This window comes from Paenibacillus macerans, from assembly GCF_050565405.1.
GTDB lineage: Bacteria > Bacillota > Bacilli > Paenibacillales > Paenibacillaceae > Fontibacillus > Fontibacillus macerans_B.
Genome location: NZ_JBNYYG010000052.1, coordinates 18,495 through 37,964, shown reverse-complemented (window position 1 = coordinate 37,964; position 19,470 = coordinate 18,495). Strand labels below are relative to the sequence as shown.

General features: G+C 56.8%; 15 protein-coding genes and 1 other annotated feature. All 15 genes read left to right on the top strand.

Annotated elements, in window-relative coordinates; translation table 11 throughout:
- Positions 1–158 precede the first annotated feature (158 nt).
- Complete coding sequence (hemC, locus tag ACQ4N8_RS22395) at positions 159–1,148, top strand: hydroxymethylbilane synthase (RefSeq protein WP_430706566.1); 990 nt, start codon at positions 159–161, stop codon at positions 1,146–1,148.
- 5 nt (positions 1,149–1,153) lie between these two features.
- Positions 1,154–2,701, top strand: coding sequence for a uroporphyrinogen-III C-methyltransferase (gene cobA / locus ACQ4N8_RS22390; protein WP_430706565.1), 1,548 nt, complete (start codon positions 1,154–1,156; stop codon positions 2,699–2,701).
- A gap of 95 nt (positions 2,702–2,796) precedes the next feature.
- Entirely contained in the window at positions 2,797–3,801 is a 1,005-nt protein-coding gene (gene hemB / locus ACQ4N8_RS22385) for a porphobilinogen synthase (RefSeq protein WP_430706564.1), read from the top strand.
- Between the two features lie 43 nt (positions 3,802–3,844).
- Complete coding sequence (gene hemL, locus ACQ4N8_RS22380; protein WP_430706563.1) at positions 3,845–5,146, top strand: glutamate-1-semialdehyde 2,1-aminomutase; 1,302 nt, start codon at positions 3,845–3,847, stop codon at positions 5,144–5,146.
- Complete coding sequence (locus tag ACQ4N8_RS22375; protein WP_430706562.1) at positions 5,143–6,078, top strand: RluA family pseudouridine synthase; 936 nt, start codon at positions 5,143–5,145, stop codon at positions 6,076–6,078. The genes hemL and ACQ4N8_RS22375 overlap by 4 nt, the downstream gene beginning before the upstream one ends.
- Before the next feature lie 166 nt (positions 6,079–6,244).
- Positions 6,245–7,600, top strand: coding sequence for a LysM peptidoglycan-binding domain-containing protein (locus tag ACQ4N8_RS22370; protein ID WP_430706561.1), 1,356 nt, complete (start codon positions 6,245–6,247; stop codon positions 7,598–7,600).
- Positions 7,601–7,685: 85 nt separating this feature from the next.
- Positions 7,686–7,949, top strand: a binding site (T-box leader).
- A 116-nt stretch (positions 7,950–8,065) separates the two neighbouring features.
- Positions 8,066–10,732 carry a valine--tRNA ligase gene (locus ACQ4N8_RS22365; RefSeq protein ID WP_430706560.1) on the top strand — a complete coding sequence of 889 codons (2,667 nt, stop codon included), beginning with the start codon at positions 8,066–8,068 and terminating at the stop codon, positions 10,730–10,732.
- Positions 10,733–10,764: 32 nt separating this feature from the next.
- Positions 10,765–12,144 carry a bifunctional folylpolyglutamate synthase/dihydrofolate synthase gene (locus ACQ4N8_RS22360; protein WP_430706559.1) on the top strand — a complete coding sequence of 460 codons (1,380 nt, stop codon included), beginning with the start codon at positions 10,765–10,767 and terminating at the stop codon, positions 12,142–12,144.
- A 59-nt stretch (positions 12,145–12,203) separates the two neighbouring features.
- The gene (gene murC, locus ACQ4N8_RS22355) at positions 12,204–13,526 is read left to right on the top strand and encodes a UDP-N-acetylmuramate--L-alanine ligase (protein WP_430706558.1); all 1,323 of its coding nucleotides are present in this window, start codon (positions 12,204–12,206) and stop codon (positions 13,524–13,526) included.
- A gap of 208 nt (positions 13,527–13,734) precedes the next feature.
- Positions 13,735–14,985, top strand: a complete 1,251-nt coding sequence (locus ACQ4N8_RS22350; RefSeq protein WP_430706557.1) for an SPOR domain-containing protein — start codon at positions 13,735–13,737, stop codon at positions 14,983–14,985.
- 290 nt (positions 14,986–15,275) lie between these two features.
- Complete coding sequence (locus tag ACQ4N8_RS22345) at positions 15,276–15,878, top strand: Maf family protein (RefSeq protein WP_430706556.1); 603 nt, start codon at positions 15,276–15,278, stop codon at positions 15,876–15,878.
- A gap of 127 nt (positions 15,879–16,005) precedes the next feature.
- On the top strand, positions 16,006–16,695 hold the full coding sequence (gene radC / locus ACQ4N8_RS22340; protein WP_430706555.1) for a RadC family protein: 690 nt from the start codon (positions 16,006–16,008) through the stop codon (positions 16,693–16,695).
- 118 nt (positions 16,696–16,813) lie between these two features.
- Positions 16,814–17,848, top strand: coding sequence for a rod shape-determining protein (locus ACQ4N8_RS22335; RefSeq protein WP_430706554.1), 1,035 nt, complete (start codon positions 16,814–16,816; stop codon positions 17,846–17,848).
- A gap of 146 nt (positions 17,849–17,994) precedes the next feature.
- A complete protein-coding gene (gene mreC, locus ACQ4N8_RS22330; RefSeq protein WP_430706553.1) occupies positions 17,995–18,873 on the top strand; it encodes a rod shape-determining protein MreC in 879 nt (292 codons plus the stop codon).
- Entirely contained in the window at positions 18,870–19,400 is a 531-nt protein-coding gene (mreD, locus tag ACQ4N8_RS22325) for a rod shape-determining protein MreD (RefSeq protein ID WP_430706552.1), read from the top strand. The genes mreC and mreD overlap by 4 nt, the downstream gene beginning before the upstream one ends.
- Positions 19,401–19,470: the final 70 nt, after the last annotated feature.

Here is a 19,470-nt window from a genome sequence, read left to right as displayed (position 1 = left end):
TTTATCAAGAATAACGTTACGAATCCCGGCAAGCGGAAACGGTTATTCCGCAGATTGGCCGAGACCGATATATTGACTTCGATCCGGGAGGGGAGCTTCCGCCCGTGGAGCGAAGCGGCGATGGCCGCCTGGATCGAGGAGCACACGGAGGAATGGGAATGACGAAGCGTACGATTGTGGTGGGAACCAGACAAAGCCAACTGGCGTTAACGCAGACCGGGCAAGTGATTGACGATTTAAAAGCGCTATGCCAAGCTCACGGGCTGCCGTTTGATTTTGAGATTCGCAAGATCGTCACCAAAGGGGACCGGATCCTGGATGTCACCTTGTCCAAAGTGGGCGGCAAAGGGCTGTTCGTCAAAGAAATCGAACAAGCGATGCTGGACGGCGAGATCGATCTGGCGGTACATAGCATGAAGGATATGCCGTCCGTACTGCCGGACGGCTTGATAAACGGGGCGGTGCCGCGGCGGGTTGATCCGCGGGACGCGCTCATTTCGCGAAGCGGCAAGAGCCTCGACGAGCTGCCGCAGGGCGCCAAGGTCGGCACGAGCAGCCTGCGGCGCGCGAGCCAGCTTCGCGCCTATCGCCCGGATCTCGTGCTGGAGCCGATCCGCGGCAATATCGATTCCCGGCTGCGCAAGCTGGAGGAAGAGGGCTTCGACGCGATCATTTTGGCAGCCGCGGGGTTATACCGGATGGGCTGGGAACACCGGATCACGGCTTTTCTTCCGGCGGAGATCTGTTTGCCGGCCGTCGGCCAGGGGGCGCTGGGCATCGAGTGCCGGGAGGATGACGCGGAGGTGCGCCGGCTGTTGTCGCTCTACAACGATCCGGAAACGGCGTTGACCGTAGCGGCGGAGCGCCGTTTCCTCGGCGTGCTGAACGGAGGCTGCCAAGTGCCGATCGGAGCCTATGCCACATTGGCGCCGACCGGTCGGGATGTCGAAGAAGCCGGGAAGGGGCAGCAAGAGGACGGGCGTTTGCGGCAACGTTTGATTTTAACGGGGATGGTCGGCTCGCCGGACGGTTCGACGATCTTGAAGGAAAGCGCGGCCGGGGACGATCCTTCCGAGCTCGGCGAGCAGGTAGCCGGCCGATTGATTTCCATGGGCGCGGCCGCTTTATTACAGGAAGCCGGGGAGTGAACGGGATGGCGGGTAAAGTATATCTGGTCGGAGCGGGTCCCGGCGATGCGCGGTTGATTACGCTCAAGGGGCTCGATTGCATCGAGAAAGGCGACGTAATCGTTTACGACCGTTTGGCCAATCCGAATCTTTTGAGGAAGGCCAAGCCCGGCGCGGAGAAAATTTACGTTGGTAAACGGACCGACCGGCACACGATGAAGCAGGAGGATATCAATCAACTGCTGGTCGATTTGGCGCTGACGGGCAAGACGGTGGTCCGGCTGAAAGGCGGGGATCCGACGATCTTCGGACGCGTGGGCGAGGAAGCGGATCTGCTGCGGCAACACGGGATATCCTATGAAATCGTGCCGGGGATTACCGCGGCTATTTCGGTGCCCGCTTATGCCGGGATTCCCGTGACGCATCGGGATCTGGCTTCTTCCTTGTCGATCATTACGGGGCATGAAAGCCCGGATAAGCTGGATCTGTCGATCAATTGGGAAAAAGTGACGAACGCCACGGGGACGCTGGTGTTTATGATGGGCGTAGCCAACATCGGCTATATCAGCAAGCAGCTGGTCCATTACGGGCGTCCGCCGGAAACGCCGGTGGCCTTGATTCGCTGGGGAACCCGCGCGGAGCAGGAGACGTTGACCGGCACGCTGGCCGATATCGAGGCTAAGGTTCAGGCTGCCGACTTCAAACCTCCGGCGGTGATCGTCGTCGGCGAAGTCGTGAACCAACGCGAGCAACTCAAGTGGGCGGAGTCGCTGCCTCTGTTCGGCAAGCGGATCCTCGTCACCCGCACCCGTTCGCAAGCGAGCGAGCTGGTCCGCGGCATCGAGGAGCTCGGCGGCGAGCCGTACGAATTCCCGGTGATCGACATCGTGATGCCGGAGGGCAATGATTTATCGGACACCGACATGTCGTTGGAGCGGTTGGAGCGATATGATTGGGTGTTTTTTACGAGCGTCAACGGGGTCGAGTATTTCTTCCGGCACCTGCAGAGACTGGGGAAGGACGTGCGAGGGCTGCACCAAGCGCGGATCGCCGCCGTGGGGCCGGCGACGCAAGCGGCCCTGCGGGAACGCGGCATAGCGGCCGAAGGACTGCCGGGCAGCTTCCAGGCCGAAGGGCTGATGGCGGCGTTTGGCCCCGAGCTGTTGGCCGGGCAGCAGGTGCTGCTGCCGCGAGGCGATCTCGCCCGGGCTTGGTTGCCCGAGGCCCTGCGTGAGAGGGGGCTTGCCGTGACCGAAGCGATGATGTACCGTACGGTTCCGGCAGGCGAAGCGGACGACGAGCTGCTGAAAATGCTCGAGAAAGGCCGCATTCATGTCGTGACCTTTACCAGCTCTTCGACGGTCACGAACCTGCTGGCCGCGCTGGCCGGCATGGGGGTCGCGGATCCGGCTGCGGCGCTGCAGGGGACGGAAATCGCCTGCATCGGGCCGGTGACGGCGAAGACGGCCGCGGCCGCGGGCCTTAAGGTATCGATCCTCGCCGAAGAAGCGACGATCGACAGCCTGATTCGGGCGTTATGCGATTGGAAGGCGCGAACCGCGCCCAAGGCATAAGCGTAAAGCGAACAAAAGCCCGGTGAACAGGACCGGCAAGAGATAGCATTTTTTACACGGGGCATCCCCCGTGTCATATACAGGAGGTTAATAACATGAATTTTCCCGCAGTAAGACATCGCCGTTTGCGTCAATCGGTCGCCATCCGCGGCATGGTGCGCGAGACCGTGCTGACCGTGGACGATTTCGTCCAGCCGATTTTCGTGGCCTACGGAAGCGGCGTGAAGAACGAAATCAATTCGATGCCCGGCGTATTTCATTTCTCGCTGGATACGCTGGAGGAGGAAGTCAAAGAAATCGTCGATCTGGGCATTCCGGCCGTGCTGCTGTTCGGCATTCCGGAAACCAAAGACAGCGTGGGCACTTCCGCGTTCGTGGAAGGCGGCATCGTCCAGGAGGCGACGCGAATCATTAAATCGCGTTATCCCGATTTGCTGGTCATCGCCGATACCTGCCTTTGCGAATTTACCGATCACGGCCATTGCGGCGTGGTACATACTTACGAACGGGACGGGCATGTATGCGGCGACGTCCTGAACGACGAATCGCTCGAGCTGTTGGTTAAAACCGCCGTTTCGCAAGCCCGGGCGGGAGCTGATATCATCGCCCCGTCCAATATGATGGACGGATTCGTGCAGGCGATCCGTTCCGGACTCGACGAAGCCGGCTTTAGCCATGTGCCGATCATGTCGTATTCCGTCAAATACGCTTCGGCTTTCTACGGACCGTTCCGCGAAGCGGCGGATTCGGCGCCGCAGTTCGGCGACCGCAAGACGTACCAAATGGACCCGGCCAATGCCCGCGAGGCGCTGCGGGAAGCGGAATCGGACGTGATGGAAGGCGCGGACATGCTGATGGTCAAACCGGCGCTTGCCTTCATGGACATCCTGCGCATGCTGCGCGATCAGTTCGATCTGCCGCTGGTCGCCTATAACGTGAGCGGCGAATATTCGATGGTCAAAGCGGCGGCCCGTCAAGGCTGGATCAACGAGCGCGCGATCGTAACGGAAATGCTGCTGGGCATGAAACGGGCCGGCGCGGACATCATTATCACGTATTTTGCCAAGGATATGGCTCGTTGGCTGCGCGAGCGGCAATAAGCTTGCCTTGCAAAGCGAATCGAGCGAAGGAGGAGTTATCGAAATGAAGGATTCATTAGGGCGGCGCGGCGAAGAACGGTCGCGACAGGCTTTTGAGGAAGCGAAGAAGGTACTGCCCGGCGGCGTGAACAGCCCGGTCCGGGCATATAAATCCGTGGGCCTGACGCCGATGTACATCGACCATGGGATCGGATCCCGGGTATACGATATCGACGGCAACAGCTTTATCGATTATGTAGGCTCCTGGGGGCCGTTAATCATGGGCCATGCCCATCCGGACGTGGTCCAGGCGCTGCAGGAAACGGCGGCCAAAGGAACCAGCTTCGGCGCGCCGACCCTGCTGGAGACGGAAATGGCCAATCTGGTGGCGGACCGGGTACCGTCGATCGACGTCGTGCGGATGGTCAACTCGGGAACGGAAGCGACGATGAGCGCGATTCGGCTGGCCCGCGGATATACCGGCCGCAGCAAAATCATGAAATTCGAAGGCTCCTACCACGGCCATGCCGACAGTCTGCTCATCAAGGCGGGGTCCGGCGTGGCCACGTTGGGATTGCCGGACAGCCCCGGCGTGCCGGAGGGCGTTGCGGCGAATACGATCGCGGTGCCGTACAACGATTTGGCGTCGGTGGAGCTGGCTTTTCAGCGCTTTGGCGAGGAGATCGCCGGCGTCATCGTGGAGCCGGTGGCCGGCAACATGGGCGTCGTGCCGCCGTTGCCGGGATTCCTGGAGGGCCTCCGCAAAATCACGGAGCAAAACGGCAGCCTGCTGATTTTTGACGAGGTCATGACGGGCTTCCGCGTGCATCGGAATTGTGCGCAGGGTCTCTTCGGGATCACGCCGGATTTGACTTGCCTCGGCAAAGTGATCGGCGGCGGACTGCCGGTGGGGGCGTATGGCGGCAAACGCGAGATCATGGAGCGAATCGCCCCGAGCGGGCCGATTTATCAGGCGGGAACGCTGAGCGGCAACCCGCTGGCGATGATCGCGGGCTTCACGACGCTGTCGCTGCTCACGCCGGAAGTGTACGAGCGGTTGGAGCGCCTGTCGGCGAAGCTGGCAGCCGGATTTGAACGGAACGCGAAGGAGCGGGGAATTCCCTGCACGATCAATCGCATAGGTTCAATGGTTTGCCCGTTTTTTACCGAAGAGAAAGTCATTAACTACGATACGGCCAAAACCAGCGACCTCGATTTGTTCCGCCGTTATTTCGCCGCGCTGCTCGAACAGGGCATCAACGTGGCGCCTTCGCAATTCGAAGGCATGTTCGTTTCGGGCGTGCATACCGAAGAGGATATCGAGCTAACGATCGAAGCGCATCGTCTGGCGCTGCAGAAGCTGTGAGCCGGCCGGCGGCGTCCGCACGGCGCGGCGAATGGCTGGAGCTGATGCCGGGCCGGTTGCCGCTGGCGGAAGGCCAAGACCGGCTGGCGGCGGCGTTGGCCTGGCTGGAGGGGAGCCTTGGCGCTCCCCCCAAGCTGATCCGCAAGCTGCAGGCGGAGGACGGCATCAAGCTCGCGGGAGACCGCATTCGGCTGCGGGCGTTTCCGCCCCGGGTTTCGCAATACGCTCCGCTTGATGCGGAGCTTGATGTTTTATACGAGGATGATTTTTGCCTCGTCGTACATAAGCCGGCCGGCGTAAAGGTACATCCGGAAGGCTCCGGCGGGGCTCCTGGTCCGCACTTGCATGCAGCGCCGCAGGACACGCTGGCAAGCCGGGTCGCCGGGCTGTTTGCCGGGCGCGGGGAGCCGGTTGCCGCGGCGCATATTCATCGGCTCGACGAATATACGTCGGGTCCGGTGTTGTTTGCCAAAAACGAATACGCCCAATTGAAACTGGACGACGCGATGAGCCGCAAGGAGATCGGCCGGACGTACGTCGCGTTCGTGAAGGGGATCGTCAGCCCCGAGCTGAAGGTGATCGACCGGCCGATCGGCCGGGACCGCCACCATAACCGGCGCCGGCGGGTTTCTCCCGGCGGCAAGCCGGCGGTGACGCGCGTGGAACGGCTGGAGGTTTTTCCGCGACATGAAGCGAGCTTAGTCCGGCTCACGCTGGAAACCGGCCGGACGCATCAAATCCGCGTTCACCTAAGCGCTGAGGGACACCCGCTGATCGGCGACGCCTTGTATGGAGGCAACGCGAAATGGCTGCCTCATCAAGCGCTGCATGGGGAACGGCTTGTTCTTCCCCATCCGCTGACCGGAGAACCGGTTGATCTTACGGATCCCTGGCCGTCTGCCTTGCAAAGGCTATATGAACAATTAACATGATGAACTTTACGGCATTCTTGGCCTCATAACCGGGCTCGTATCTCGGCCTAGGCAAAAAGCTGGCATGCACTCCTTTTTGAAGCATATAGATAAAAACGAGGGTGATTTTGGATCATTGGCAATGGATGCTAAATCATGTTTGGATATGCTGAAAGGAGGTAGCGTTTTGGCTGATCAATCCTATGGTCTTCGATTTGATATTTACGAACGCGTACATCTATCGGAAGATGTGATCGGCATTGAGGAGCTGGAGGAAATCGAGCTCTTCCCCAAAATCCAAGTGGTTCCCGGGGAGGAATATGCCGCGCTGCGCGGTCATTTGCTGTTATCGGGCCTATATCGGGGGGACGGGGAGACGCGGGATCTGGAGCACTGGATTCCCGTGGAGATTACGATACCGCTTAGCCGGGTCAATCGGTTGGAGGATATCACAGTCGAAATCGAAAATTTCGACGTGGACCTGCTCAGTTCGAGAAGCTTGAACATTACGGGGGTGCTGTCGCTGCAAGGGGTGGAAACCTCCTCTTTGCTGCCCGAAAACGATAGCTGGAAAGACCGGGAATTTACGACGGCGCACGTCGTTCCGGACATCCGCGGCGAGGAACGGGAAGCGGAAGAAACAGTGGCCTTGCCGCAGCTTGAGGAGGAGGTCCGTTCCCAGTCTCCGTTCGCTTGGGAATCGCCGGAGCCTCAAGGAGTTCTGGAGACGGAGGAGCCTCCAAGCCTTCAGGTGCCGCAATTTACCCCGTGGCAGTCATTCCCGGAGGAGCTGCTGTCGGTCCAGAAACGAAGTGCGGACGAGCAGGAAGAGGTCCTGACCTGGACCGAGGACGTGTCGGCGTTTCAGGAGCCTGGTTCATGGGCGGACAAGGAATACGAAGCATCTCCGGCGGAGGAGCCATTGAACTCGCCGGAAGATCAGGACAGCCATGCCTGGTTCAAAGGGGAGCTTCGCCCGTTTGCCGAATCCCAGCAGATCGAGCGATTCAGCGAAACGTTGGAGGAATCGGCCGATCAGGCGCCAACCTCGTACGACGCCAACGAAGCAGGAACAGCCTCGCCTCATGAAGCTGTCGGCGAGTTGTCCTCCGAGCTGGAGAACGTCGAAGGGATCGAGGCCGACAACCCGCCGAATGCCCAACCTGAAGAGAAAAAGGAAATGAAAATCGCGCTCGGCAGCAAAAAAAGCAACGAGGCGGAGGATAGGGAAAGCTTCGGATTGACCAAGCTGATCTCCTCCTCGCGGATTTCCCCGGAGCCTCTGGAGGATTTCGAGGATTCCCTTGCGGGGTTCGACGGCTCGGAAACCGCAGACGGCGAAGAGTTGCGGTGGAAGAACCTGTTCATCAACAGCCGCGAGGATCAAACGCCGTTTCGCAAAGTAAGGCTGGTCATCGTTCAACGGGAAGAGACGCTGGACGATATCGCCCAACGATACCATTTGAGCTCGCGGGAACTGCAATTATACAACCGGTTGTCGGAACATCATTTGGCCGAAGGGCAAATCCTGTACATTCCTTAGGAAACATGCCCGTTTGAGGGGCTTATTATTGACTCCCGTTCCTTTCCAAGTTATGATAATATAGATTAAAGCAAAATGATCTATGGCAAAGACTTGGAATGGGAAGAGTAGGCAGTGAACCCTTCAGAGAGCGGAATTGGATCGCTGAGAGATTCCGCAGGACATGTAGCTCGCCGAAGTCGCCCGGGAGTCGTTCGTTTGAGCAGCTTTTGGACTGTTAGAACGGACCGGAAGCAGCCGTTATCTGCGTGAGTGTCGTAAATTCATGCGCTCCGTTCCCCTTTGGAACGTAGGCGCAAGTTTGCGAAACAAAGGTGGTACCGCGAAAGTAAAGCCTTTCGTCCTTTGAGACGAAAGGCTTTTTTTATTTTCTGCAGCAGGCAAGCCGAAATAAGGGCCACCCGCTGAGCACGATTATCTTTTGATTGCCAAGGCTATGCTTATTTGTAACGGAGGTTGAATGGGATGACAGAAAATCAAGGTCAACACGCGTCGACGGAAATGCCGACGACATACGATCCGAAATCGGCGGAACAGAAATGGTACCGTTACTGGATGGAAGGCGGCTTTTTTAAGGCCGGTCAGCGCCCGGACGCCAAGCCCTATACGATCGTGATTCCGCCGCCGAACGTCACCGGCATGCTGCATATCGGGCATGCGCTCGATTTTACGCTGCAGGATATTTTGACGCGGACGAAACGCATGCAAGGGTTCGACGCCTTGTGGCTGCCGGGCTCCGACCATGCCGGAATCGCCACGCAAACCAAGGTGGAGCAGAAGCTGCGCGAGCAAGGCGTGACCCGCTACGATCTGGGACGCGAGAAGTTTCTCGATAAGGTCTGGGAGTGGAAGGACCAATACGCGGCCACGATTCACGAGCAATGGGCCAAAATGGGCTTTTCCCTCGATTTTTCGCGCGAGCGCTTTACGTTGGACGAAGGCCTGTCGGAAGCCGTTCGCGAGGTGTTCGTCAAGCTGTATGAGAAAGGCTTGATTTACCGCGGGAAATATATCATCAACTGGGATCCGGCCGCCCGCACGGCGTTGTCCGATATCGAGGTTGAATACAAAGAAGTTAACGGGCATTTGTACCATCTGCAGTACCCGCTCAGCGACGGCAGCGGTTCGATCACCGTAGCGACGACCCGGCCGGAAACGATGCTCGGTGATACCGCCGTGGCGGTTCATCCGGAGGATGAGCGCTATCGCCATCTGATCGGCAAAACGCTGCGGCTGCCGATCGTGGACCGGGAAATCCCGATCATCGCCGATGAATACGTCGAGAAGGAATTCGGCAGCGGCGCCGTGAAGATTACGCCGGCCCACGATCCGAACGACTTCGAGGTCGGGCTTCGACACGATCTGCCGCAAATCAACGTCATGGACGAAACCATGAACGGGGAAGCCGGCAAGTACAAGGGTCTGGACCGCAGCGAATGCCGCAAACAGATCGTTAAGGATTTGCAGGAAATGGGCGTCCTGATCAAAATCGAGGATCACGTGCACCAGGTTGGCCATAGCGAGCGCACCGGCGCGGTGGTCGAGCCGTATTTGTCGACGCAGTGGTTCGTCAAAATGAAGCCGCTGGCCGATGCGGCGATCGATGCGCAACAGTCGGGCAAAGGCGTCAATTTCGTGCCGGACCGCTTCGAGAAAACATATTTGCACTGGATCGAAAACGTACGCGATTGGTGTATTTCCCGGCAGCTCTGGTGGGGACACCGCATTCCGGCTTGGTACTCCGAAGCGACCGGGGAAATGGTCGTGGCGCGCAGCGAGGAGGAAGCACGCGCCAAGCTGGGGCGCGATGATCTCAAACAGGACGAGGACGTGCTCGACACCTGGTTCAGCTCGGCCCTGTGGCCGTTCTCGACGCTGGGTTGGCCGGACGAGAACAACGCGGATTTCAAACGTTATTTTCCGACGGACGTGCTCGTGACCGGATACGATATCATCTATTTCTGGGTGGCGCGGATGATCTTCCAGTCACTGGAGTTTACCGGCGGAATTCCGTTTAAAGACGTGCTGATGCACGGCCTCGTCCGCGACAGCGAAGGGCGCAAAATGTCCAAATCGTTGGGGAACGGCGTCGACCCGCTCGAGGTCATCGATAAATACGGCGCGGATGCGATGCGTTACATGATTTCCACGAGCAGCACGCCGGGGCAAGATTTGCGCTTCCGCTGGGAACGCGTGGAACAGGCTCGCAACTTCGCCAACAAGATTTGGAACGCTTCGAGGTTTGCGCTGATGAATTTGGAAGGCGTGACGTACGACGATATTGATATCAGCGGCGGCTTGTCGACGTCCGACCGCTGGATTTTGCACCGCTTCAACGAAACGGCGAAGGAAATTACCCGTCTGATCGATGCGTATGAATTCGGGGAAACCGGACGGTTGCTGTACAATTTCATTTGGGATGATTTGTGCGACTGGTACATCGAATTCGCCAAGCTGTCTTTCTATGGAGAAGATGCCGCGGCCAGGAAGAAAACCCAGTCCGTGCTTGCCTACGTGCTCGACCGTACGCTGCGCATGATCCATCCGTTCATGCCGTTTATTTCCGAGGAAATATGGCAGCATTTGCCGCATCATGGCGATACGATCACGCTGGCGGCTTGGCCGGAGTACGATGCGGCCTTGGAGGCGCCGGACGCCGTTCAGGAAATGAACCTGCTGATCGACGTCATTCGCGCCGTGCGGAACATTCGCGCCGAAGTCAACGTGCCGATGAGCAAGAAGGTCGAATTGGTGATCAAGCCGGGCAGCGCCGAAGTTCTGGAGGTGTTGGCCCGCAACGAGCATTACATTCGCCGTTTCTGCAACACTTCGGAGTACGAAGCTTCGTTGACGATTGCCGTGCCGGATAAAGCGATGACCGCGATCGTGACCGGAGCCGAGCTGTTCCTGCCGTTGTCGGGGTTGATCGACATCGGCCAGGAAATCGAACGGCTCTCCAAAGAGCTCGACAACCTGAACAAGGAAGTCGAACGCGTGGAGAAGAAGCTGGCCAACGAAGGTTTCGTGGCCAAGGCTCCGGCAAAGGTGATCGAGGAAGAACGCGCCAAGATGGCGGATTATGCCGAGAAACGCGACAAGGTTTTGGCCCGGATCGCAGAATTGAAAGGCTGAACTGTAAAACAAAATTGATGAAGGTGACGGTTATGGGGGATCGAACAGACGAAGAAATACAGCGGCAGCCGCTTGGCAGCTATGCGGAAGCGGTGGATTGGATCAACGGGCTGCTGACCTTTGGCATCCGGCCGGGATTGGATCGGATCGAGCGGTTAATGGAGCGGCTCGGCCATCCGGAGCGTAGGCTGAAGTTTATTCATGTCGCCGGAACGAACGGAAAAGGCTCCTCATGCGCCTTTTTAACCCGGACGCTGCGGGAATGCGGGTATCGCGTGGGGACGTTTACGTCCCCGTATATCACGAAATTCACCAACCGGTTCCAATTCGATGAAGAGGACATCCCGGAAGGGACGTTGCTGGAATTGACCAACCGAATTGCCCCGTTGGTGCTCGAGATGGCCGATACCGACATCGGGTCTCCAACCATGTTCGAGGTGAGCACGGCGATTGCGATATTGTATTTTGCCGAAGTGTGTTACCCTGATGTCGTGGTATGGGAGACCGGGCTTGGGGGAAGGATGGATGTTACCAATATCGTGACGCCGATCGTTTCTTTGATCACGAATATCGGGTACGATCATATGGACGTGCTGGGCGATACCATCGAACTAATCGCTCGCGAAAAAGCGGGCATCATCAAACCCGGCGTTCCCGTCGTCAGCTGCGTGGAGCAGCCCGAGGCAATCGCCGTCATGAAGGATGCCGCTCAGGCGAATCATGCCTCCTTGTATTTGCTGGGAGAGCAGTTTCGTTACGACCGCTTGCACGTAAGCGAAAAAGAGCAGTTGATGCGGTTCGAGGGACCTTTTCGCGAAATCAACCTGACGACCCGAATGCTGGGCGAGCATCAATGCAAAAATGCCGCCGGAGCCATGATGGTGCTGGAGGTGCTTCGGCAATACATGGCTTTCATGCTGGACGATGAGCAGGTGCTGGACGGATTCCGCACCACGTTTTGGGCCGGGCGGCTGGAATTGGTCAAGGAAGAGCCGCGCTTGGTGCTGGACGGCGCGCATAATCCGGAAGGCGCCGCTTCGCTGGCCCAAAGCTTGCCCGAAATATACGGCTTCCGCAAGCTGCATTTGATGATGGGGATGCTGGCCAATAAGCATCATCACGGCTACTTCAAGCATATATTACCAATAGTGGATACGCTTATTCTGACCGAGCCCGATTTTCGCCGAAAAATGGATGCCGAGGCGTTGTACGATCTCGTGGCTGAACTTAAGGGAACGGAAGCGAAAGCGGATTTGGAAATCATCGTAGAACGTGACTGGAGAAAGGCCCTTTCGCTTTTGGAGTCACGGACGGAACGGGAAGATCTTGGGGTAGTAACGGGCACGCTGTATTTGATATCGGACGTGCGGGGAGCCCTTTTGCATCAAACCGATTCTGAAAAAGGCTGGTGACCATTTTGTTGAATACTACGGAACAACATGTACATTTTATCGGCATCGGAGGTTATGGCATGAGCGCCATTGCCCGGGTCATGCTGGAAATGGGCTATACCGTCACGGGATCGGACGTAGCTTCCCAGGAGTTGACGGAGAAGCTGGCCGCCAAAGGGGCGAAGATTTACATCGGACATACGGCCGAGCACGTGCACGGAGCGGACCTGGTCGTTTACTCCACGGCGCTGCCGCAGGATAACGTGGAGCGCATCGAAGCGCAGGAACAGGGAATTCCGATCCTGCACCGCTCTCAGATGCTGGCCCGGTTGCTGAACGAACGAACCGGCGTCGCCGTTGCCGGGGCGCACGGAAAAACGACTACCTCGTCAATGATTGCGCTCGTGATGGAGCTTTGCGGGACAGACCCGACTTACATCATCGGCGGCGAAATCATGGACATGGGAACCAACGCCAAGGCGGGCCAAGGGAAATGCGTGGTGGCCGAAGCGGACGAAAGCGACGGCTCGTTCCTGCAATATCACCCGTCGCTTGGCGTCGTAACCAATATTGAAGCGGATCATCTGGAGAATTACGGCGGCGACTTCGGTCGCTTGAAGGAAGCTTACGTGCAGTTCCTGAACCAGGTGAAGCCGGACGGAAAAGCGGTAGTCTGCGGCGACGACCGCAATGTGCGGGAGCTGCTGCCCAAGCTGCAGTGCCGGGCCATCACGTACGGCATCGATACGGCATGCGACTATACGGCGCACGATATTAAGCTGGGAGACCGCTACGTAAGCTTCAAAATGAAGCGTGGAGATCTGGAACTGGGATCCGTGGAGCTGTCCGTTCCCGGCAGACATAATATGTATAATGCGATGGCAACGGTAATCGTCTGCTTGGAGGCCGGCATTCCTTTTGCCGATATCGCCAGGGCATTGCCGCATTTCCATGGCGCGAAACGACGTTTTCAGGTGCTGGACGAAACGAATGGCATCCTGATCATCGATGATTATGCCCATCACCCGACGGAAATCCAGGCGACGATTGCGGCAGCCAAGGCGACCGGGAAGCGGATCATCGCCGTGTTCCAGCCGCAGCGCTATACGCGGACCTACTTCCTGCTGGATGCGTTCAGCCGGGCGTTTGGGGAAGCGGATGAAGTGATTATCACCGACATTTATTCTCCGGCGGGGGAAAAAGCGATCGAAGGCGTGCATTCCTCCAAGCTGGTGGACCTGATCAAGGAGAACAGCAATGCCGGGGCAAGGTATTTGCCGACCAAGCAGGACGTGATCGCCGATTTGCAGAACCGGCTTCTGCCGGGGGACCTCGTGCTCACGATGGGCGCGGGCGATATTTATAAAGTAGGCTATGAGCTGGCTAAAGGACTGTCCAGCTAATCGACGAGCATCGCCGCGATTTGCGAGTTTAAGCGGGCTTTGCATGAAAAGCCGCCCTTGGGTAATTGAAACCCTGGGCGGCTTTTTTGCCTGCTTTATAAGGGGGCTCCTTTTCTTGATGCCGGTCCGGGCTCGAGGTTGGCTTGGCATATAAGTTCGCCTTTGTTCATATGGTAAGTTAGAAGAATGGACAAGGAGCGTGCGGACCGTGAACAAAGCCAAGATGACATTCCGGTTTGACGGTGAGGGCCGGGAAATCCGACCTAAACAACAAGAAGCTTTTGGGCATCCGGAGACCCAAGGAGAACAACCGGAGGCAGCTCAGTCCCTCCTGGATACGACTTCGCGTTATCGCGTTGTAGAGACCGCCCAGGAGTGGGGCGATCCTTTTACGGATCATACGGGCATGGGGCTCGCCGTTTTTCCGGGAGGACGTGAGCAGAGGAGCCGATTCCCGGAGCGGGAAGCGGGGTTCGAGCAGCGTAACGAAGAGTACGAGGAACGGAACGAAAGGGATGTTTGGTACGAGGACGGGGGGAGACATGGAGATAACGGCCCCGTGTATGACATGACGGCGGAGACGATGGGGCATTCTCCCTATTATTCCCGCCCCAACCGGACATCCTGGTGGAAGGTGGCCGGTTCTTTGACCGGAGCGATCGTCACCGGCGCGTTGTTCGGCTTTGTCGTGCTTTCCCTGTTTAATCAGGAAATCGAGCTTCCGCTCCCAGGCATCGGCGTTCCGAAGCAGAGCGATTCGGGACAATCGGCCAGCCTTCCGGCCATGGGAGAGATCAGCGAGGAAGCGGGCCTTCCGGAGGAAAACGTGCCGCGAATCAGCATTCGACTGCCGGAGCAAACGTACTATTTTCTGCAATACGGGGTGTTCAGTACGGCGCAAGGCGTCCAATTGGCACAGCAGGAGCTGCAGGCTTCGGGGATCGCTACGGCCCGGGATACCGTCGATGAGAAGCGGGTGTATGCCGGGGTTTCGACGGATCGGGAACAGTCCAAGCTGCTTAGCGGCCAATTGAAGGCTGCCGGGGTACATCTGATCCTGCATGAAATCTCCATTCCGGCTTCGGCCGATGTCGAATTTACCGGAGAGCCGGAGGCGGTAGAAGGGTTTATGACGCAAAGCGCCGAACTCGTCAGTATGCTCAGCTCGGCTTCCGCTTCGCTGTTAACCGCTGCGGAACCAAAGACGAAAAGCGCCGATGAGCTTGGGCAATTAGGGCTAAGGCACCAATTATGGACGGAAAGCGCATCGGCGATCCGAGGCAAATGGTCGGCGTCCCAGGAGCCCTATGCCAGCGAAATGGAGAAGGCGATCAACGGGGCCGTGGAAGCGATGGGTGAATACAATAAAAGCGGCGCGAAAACGCTGCTTTGGGAAGTGCAAAACGAAATGATGCGCTTTATCATGGCCGAGCAATCGCTGGTAAACGGCGGGGTATAAGGCGGCATGAGCCGGTACCGAAGACAGGGAACTGGAAAAAGTTTCCCCTGTCTTTTTTGTGTTTGCACCCAAGGCTCAAATAATCATATAATAGGTTAGTGTCAAAAAATGGCGAGGTTGACAGCGATCCGCTGTCGATTCCCGCAGACTGGAAACGGAGCCGACAGCCATGACGGAATACCGTTTCTTCTTAGTATTTATTGAGATTGTTCAAAAACGTCAAAAATTGTCAGAAGCCGGATGTAACCATTCGTGCCATGAAATCGTCTTTACAAAGGAGAGTCGCGTCATTGGAATCATCGGATTTGCGCCGGATCATTCTTGCATCAACTTCGCCCCGCAGGCGTGAATTGATCGCATCCTTACATATTCCGTTTGATGTCGTTCCCAGCCATGCCGACGAATCGACGCCGGAAACGTGGACGCCCGAGCAAATCGTGATGGAGCTTGCCGGACGTAAAGCGGACGCCGTCTATCATGCGCTGGAAACTGCGGAGCGGAACGGGGTCATTGTCGGAAGCGACACGATTGTCGTCAGAGACGGGGATGTGCTTGGCAAACCGCAGGACGAACGGGAAGCGGCGGACATGCTCCGTAGCTTGCAGGGGCGCAGCCATACCGTATTTACTGGCGTTGCTTGCGTGGATGCTTTGACCGGAAGAAGAAAGATCGACTTCCGTTCGACGATCGTGACGATGAAAGCACTGTCCGAGGAACGGATTCAGGCCTATGCCCGAAGCGGCGAAGGGTTGGACAAGGCGGGGGCTTACGCCATTCAAGGCCTAGGGGCAACGATCGTAACGGGAATTGAGGGCTGTTATTTTAATGTCGTAGGCTTGCCTTTATCGCTGCTTGTGGACATGCTGGACGATTTCGGGCTTCATGTGCTTTAAGTTGCGGAGGCGCCGCATACGTCATCCAAAATTCGGGAAGTGATAAAGCATATCCTTCCGAACTATTTTGCAGGCAAAGCCGGGTAAGCCGGCTCTAGCCCAAAACATTCGGAAGCGAGGTATAACGATGGAACAAATTCCTTATATGCTGCGGGATCTTCCAGTTGAAGAACGGCCAAGGGAAAGAATGATGAAATACGGGGCGGGCGCGCTTAGCCATGCCGAGCTGCTGGCGATTTTGCTCCGAACGGGAACGCGGCAGGAATCGGCGATCCATATGGCGCAGCGGATGCTGTCCGGCATAGGCGGGCTTCGCGGTTTGGTTGACCTTAGCCTGGACGAGTTGATTCAATTGAAGGGTATCGGCCCTGCCAAAGCCATTCAGCTTAAAGCGGGGATCGAGCTGGGACAGCGGCTGGCCAAAACAAGGCTGCCGGACTCCGAAGTGATCCGCAGTCCGCATAATGCGGCCGAGCTGTTAATGGAGCAGATGCGTTATTTGCAAAAAGAGCATTTCGTTTGTCTCTTTTTGAATACGAAAAATCATATCATTGCTCAAGAGACGCTTTCCATCGGAAGCCTTAACGCTTCGATCGTGCATCCGCGCGAGGTGTTCCGCGCCGCGATCAAATGCAGCAGCGCTTCCGTCGTCTGCGCCCACAATCATCCGAGCGGGGATCCGACGCCAAGCCCGGAAGATATCCGAATGACCCGCAGGCTTTGCGAAGCGGGGGAGATTGTCGGCATCGACGTGCTGGACCACATCGTGATCGGCGATGGGAAGTTCGTCAGTTTAAAGGAGCAGGGCTTGATGTAACAGTGCGTGTTCAAAAAAGTCAGGTTTTAGCATTCTTGACTTGAATCGGATCAAAAGATGACTTTTTGAACTACCTCTAATATAATAGTTTAGATACAGAAGGAAAGGAAGAAGCAGCATGTTGGGTGGTTTTACGAAAGACTTGGGAATCGATTTGGGAACGGCGAATACGCTGGTATATACGCGAGGCAAAGGCATCATTGTCAGAGAACCATCGGTGGTAGCAATCCATACCGATACGAAGAATATCGTCGCCGTTGGCGAATCCGCAAAGAAGATGATCGGGAGAACGCCAGGCAACATTCGGGCGATTCGTCCGATGAAGGATGGGGTCATCGCCGATTTCGACACGACTGCAACGATGATTAAATATTTTATCAGCCAGGCCCAGAAGCAGCGTTCGCTGTTCCAACGCCACCCGAACGTGATGGTTTGCGTGCCGTCGGGGATTACGGCGGTCGAGCAGCGGGCGGTGGAGGACGCCACCAAGCAGGCGGGCGCGCGCGAAGCTTATACGATCGAGGAGCCTTTTGCTGCGGCGATCGGCGCCGATTTGCCGGTATGGGAACCTACCGGAAGCATGGTCGTCGATATCGGCGGCGGCACGACGGAGGTCGCGGTGATTTCGCTGGGCGGCATCGTCACGAGCAAATCCGTGCGGGTAGCCGGCGACGAAATGGATGAAGCCATCATCCAATATATCAAACGCCAATATAATCTTATGATCGGCGAAAGAACCTCCGAACAGCTTAAAATGGATATCGGTTCAGCGTTGGCGCTGGAACAGGTAGAGACCATGGAAATCCGCGGGCGCGATCTCGTATCGGGTTTGCCGAAGACGATCACGATCACCTCGGACGAAATCTCCGACGCGCTCAGCGATACGGTCGGAGCGATCGTCGACGCCGTCAAGGTGACCTTGGAGAAATGTCCGCCGGAACTCGCCGCGGATATCATGGATCGGGGCATCGTATTGACCGGCGGCGGAGCGCTGCTGCGCAATTTGGATAAGCTTCTGGCCAGCGAAACCGGCATGCCGGTCATCGTGGCGGAGAATCCGCTCGACTGCGTGGCCATCGGTACGGGTCGGGCCTTGGACAATATCCATTTATTCAAATCGAAAAGTAGTTCAGCCCTTCGTTCCAAACGATAATTTCGCATGGATGAAGGCACCCCTGATGATAAAGCGGCGCCGTCCTATAAGAGGCAGTACTATAAGTTTAAGTTCAAAAGTCAGTGAACAACCTCTAATAGGGCGGCCAATGCCGCTTTTTTCTAAGAAATAAGTAAGGTTGGAGGGTGCTAAAACTGTTTAAGCTGCTTGGCAACAAAAGATTGTTTATTTTGTTGATGGGACTTATTTTATTTATCGCGGTGATGGGATTCACGCTTGGTCCGAGAAATGCCTTATCCTGGCCGGAGAAATTCGTCAAAGACACGGTTGGTTTCGTTCAATACGTGTTTTACAAGCCCGCTAGCTATGTAGCGGGCTTGTTTGAAGATATTTCGAACCTCCAGGCGCTCCAGGAGGAGAACGAGCAGCTGAAAATCGCGCTGGCTCACTATACCCGCGACAAGGCCACTTATAATTGGATCGCTCAGGAAAACGAACGTTTGCATAAGATGCTCAGTTTTACGAAGGCGCAAGAAGAGCTTTACGATTATACTTGGAAAATCGCGCAGGTGGTCAGCGTCAACGATGATCCCGTGAACCGGACGATCGTGGTCAATCTTGGAGCTCGGGAAGGCGTGAAGGAAGGCATGGCCGTGACTTCCGAAAAAGGCTTGGTTGGCGTCGTCAGCCATGTCAGCAACTTTACGTCCACCGTTCGGCTGGCTACCTCGATGGACGCCAAAGACCCGAATTCGAACGGGATTGCCGTTACGGCGCAAGGCAAGGAGAACGACGTGTTCGGCATGATCGAGACGTTTGACCAGGAACAGAACATGTTCCTGATGACGCGGATCGAGGATGCCAATCCGCTTAAGGAAGGGGATTTGATCGTGTCTTCCGGGATCGGCGGCGTATTCCCGCGCGGGATGGTCATCGGTACGGTCAAGGATATCCAAGTTGGTGAATACGGACTTACGTACACGGCAACGGTAGAACCTGCCGCCAGCTTCACGGACTGGAAAGAACTGTTCATCGTGTTCCAACCGGAAGGTGAAGGCGAGTGAAGAAGCGTAAATATATTTTGATCCTGCTGCTGTTCGTGCTGTTCATTCTGGAAGGAACGATCGTCCCCTGGCTGGTCCCGGAGGCGTGGCAAACGCGCATTACCCCCCATCTGGTATATGTCGTCATTCTCTATTTTTCGGTTTATGAAAACCGGCACACGGGACTTATCCTCGGCCTGGTCTTTGGCCTGCTTCATGATATCGTATTTTATGGAGCGCTCATCGGGGCGTATTCTTTTGCGATGGGCTTATCCTGTTATTTGCTCGGCTTATTGTCCCGTTCCCAGCGGGCGCCGCTTCCGCTGATGATGATTATCGTCCTGATCGGCAGCTTGCTGCTGGATTCGATTTTGTTCGGCACCTATTCGCTTTTCGAGCTGACGCATCAACCGTATACCTGGGCGCTGAAAAATCATATCATTCCCAATGTTTTCGTGCAGTTCGTGTTTGCCCTGGCTATTTACGTGCCGTTGCGCCGCCAACTGGAGATCATGACCCGAAGACGTTCCCCCGAGGAGAATGCTTGAGTTCCCGCGTACTTTTCCTTGTCGCAAGCAGGAACTTGCCCGCTCCTGCACGAATTGATTAGGAGGGAGG

Bases quoted from the DNA above. Each gene is read 5' to 3' on its own strand.
- murC (WP_430706558.1), top strand. From the start codon at position 12,204: ATGAGCGCCATTGCCCGGGTCATGCTGGAAATGGGCTATACCGTCACG.
- ACQ4N8_RS22360 (WP_430706559.1), top strand. From the start codon at position 10,765: ATGGGGGATCGAACAGACGAAGAAATACAGCGGCAGCCGCTTGGCAGC.
- hemB (WP_430706564.1), top strand. From the start codon at position 2,797: ATGAATTTTCCCGCAGTAAGACATCGCCGTTTGCGTCAATCGGTCGCC.
- hemC (WP_430706566.1), top strand. From the start codon at position 159: ATGACGAAGCGTACGATTGTGGTGGGAACCAGACAAAGCCAACTGGCG.
- hemL (WP_430706563.1), top strand. From the start codon at position 3,845: ATGAAGGATTCATTAGGGCGGCGCGGCGAAGAACGGTCGCGACAGGCT.
- radC (WP_430706555.1), top strand. From the start codon at position 16,006: ATGGAACAAATTCCTTATATGCTGCGGGATCTTCCAGTTGAAGAACGG.
- ACQ4N8_RS22335 (WP_430706554.1), top strand. From the start codon at position 16,814: ATGTTGGGTGGTTTTACGAAAGACTTGGGAATCGATTTGGGAACGGCG.
- cobA (WP_430706565.1), top strand. From the start codon at position 1,154: ATGGCGGGTAAAGTATATCTGGTCGGAGCGGGTCCCGGCGATGCGCGG.
- ACQ4N8_RS22365 (WP_430706560.1), top strand. From the start codon at position 8,066: ATGACAGAAAATCAAGGTCAACACGCGTCGACGGAAATGCCGACGACA.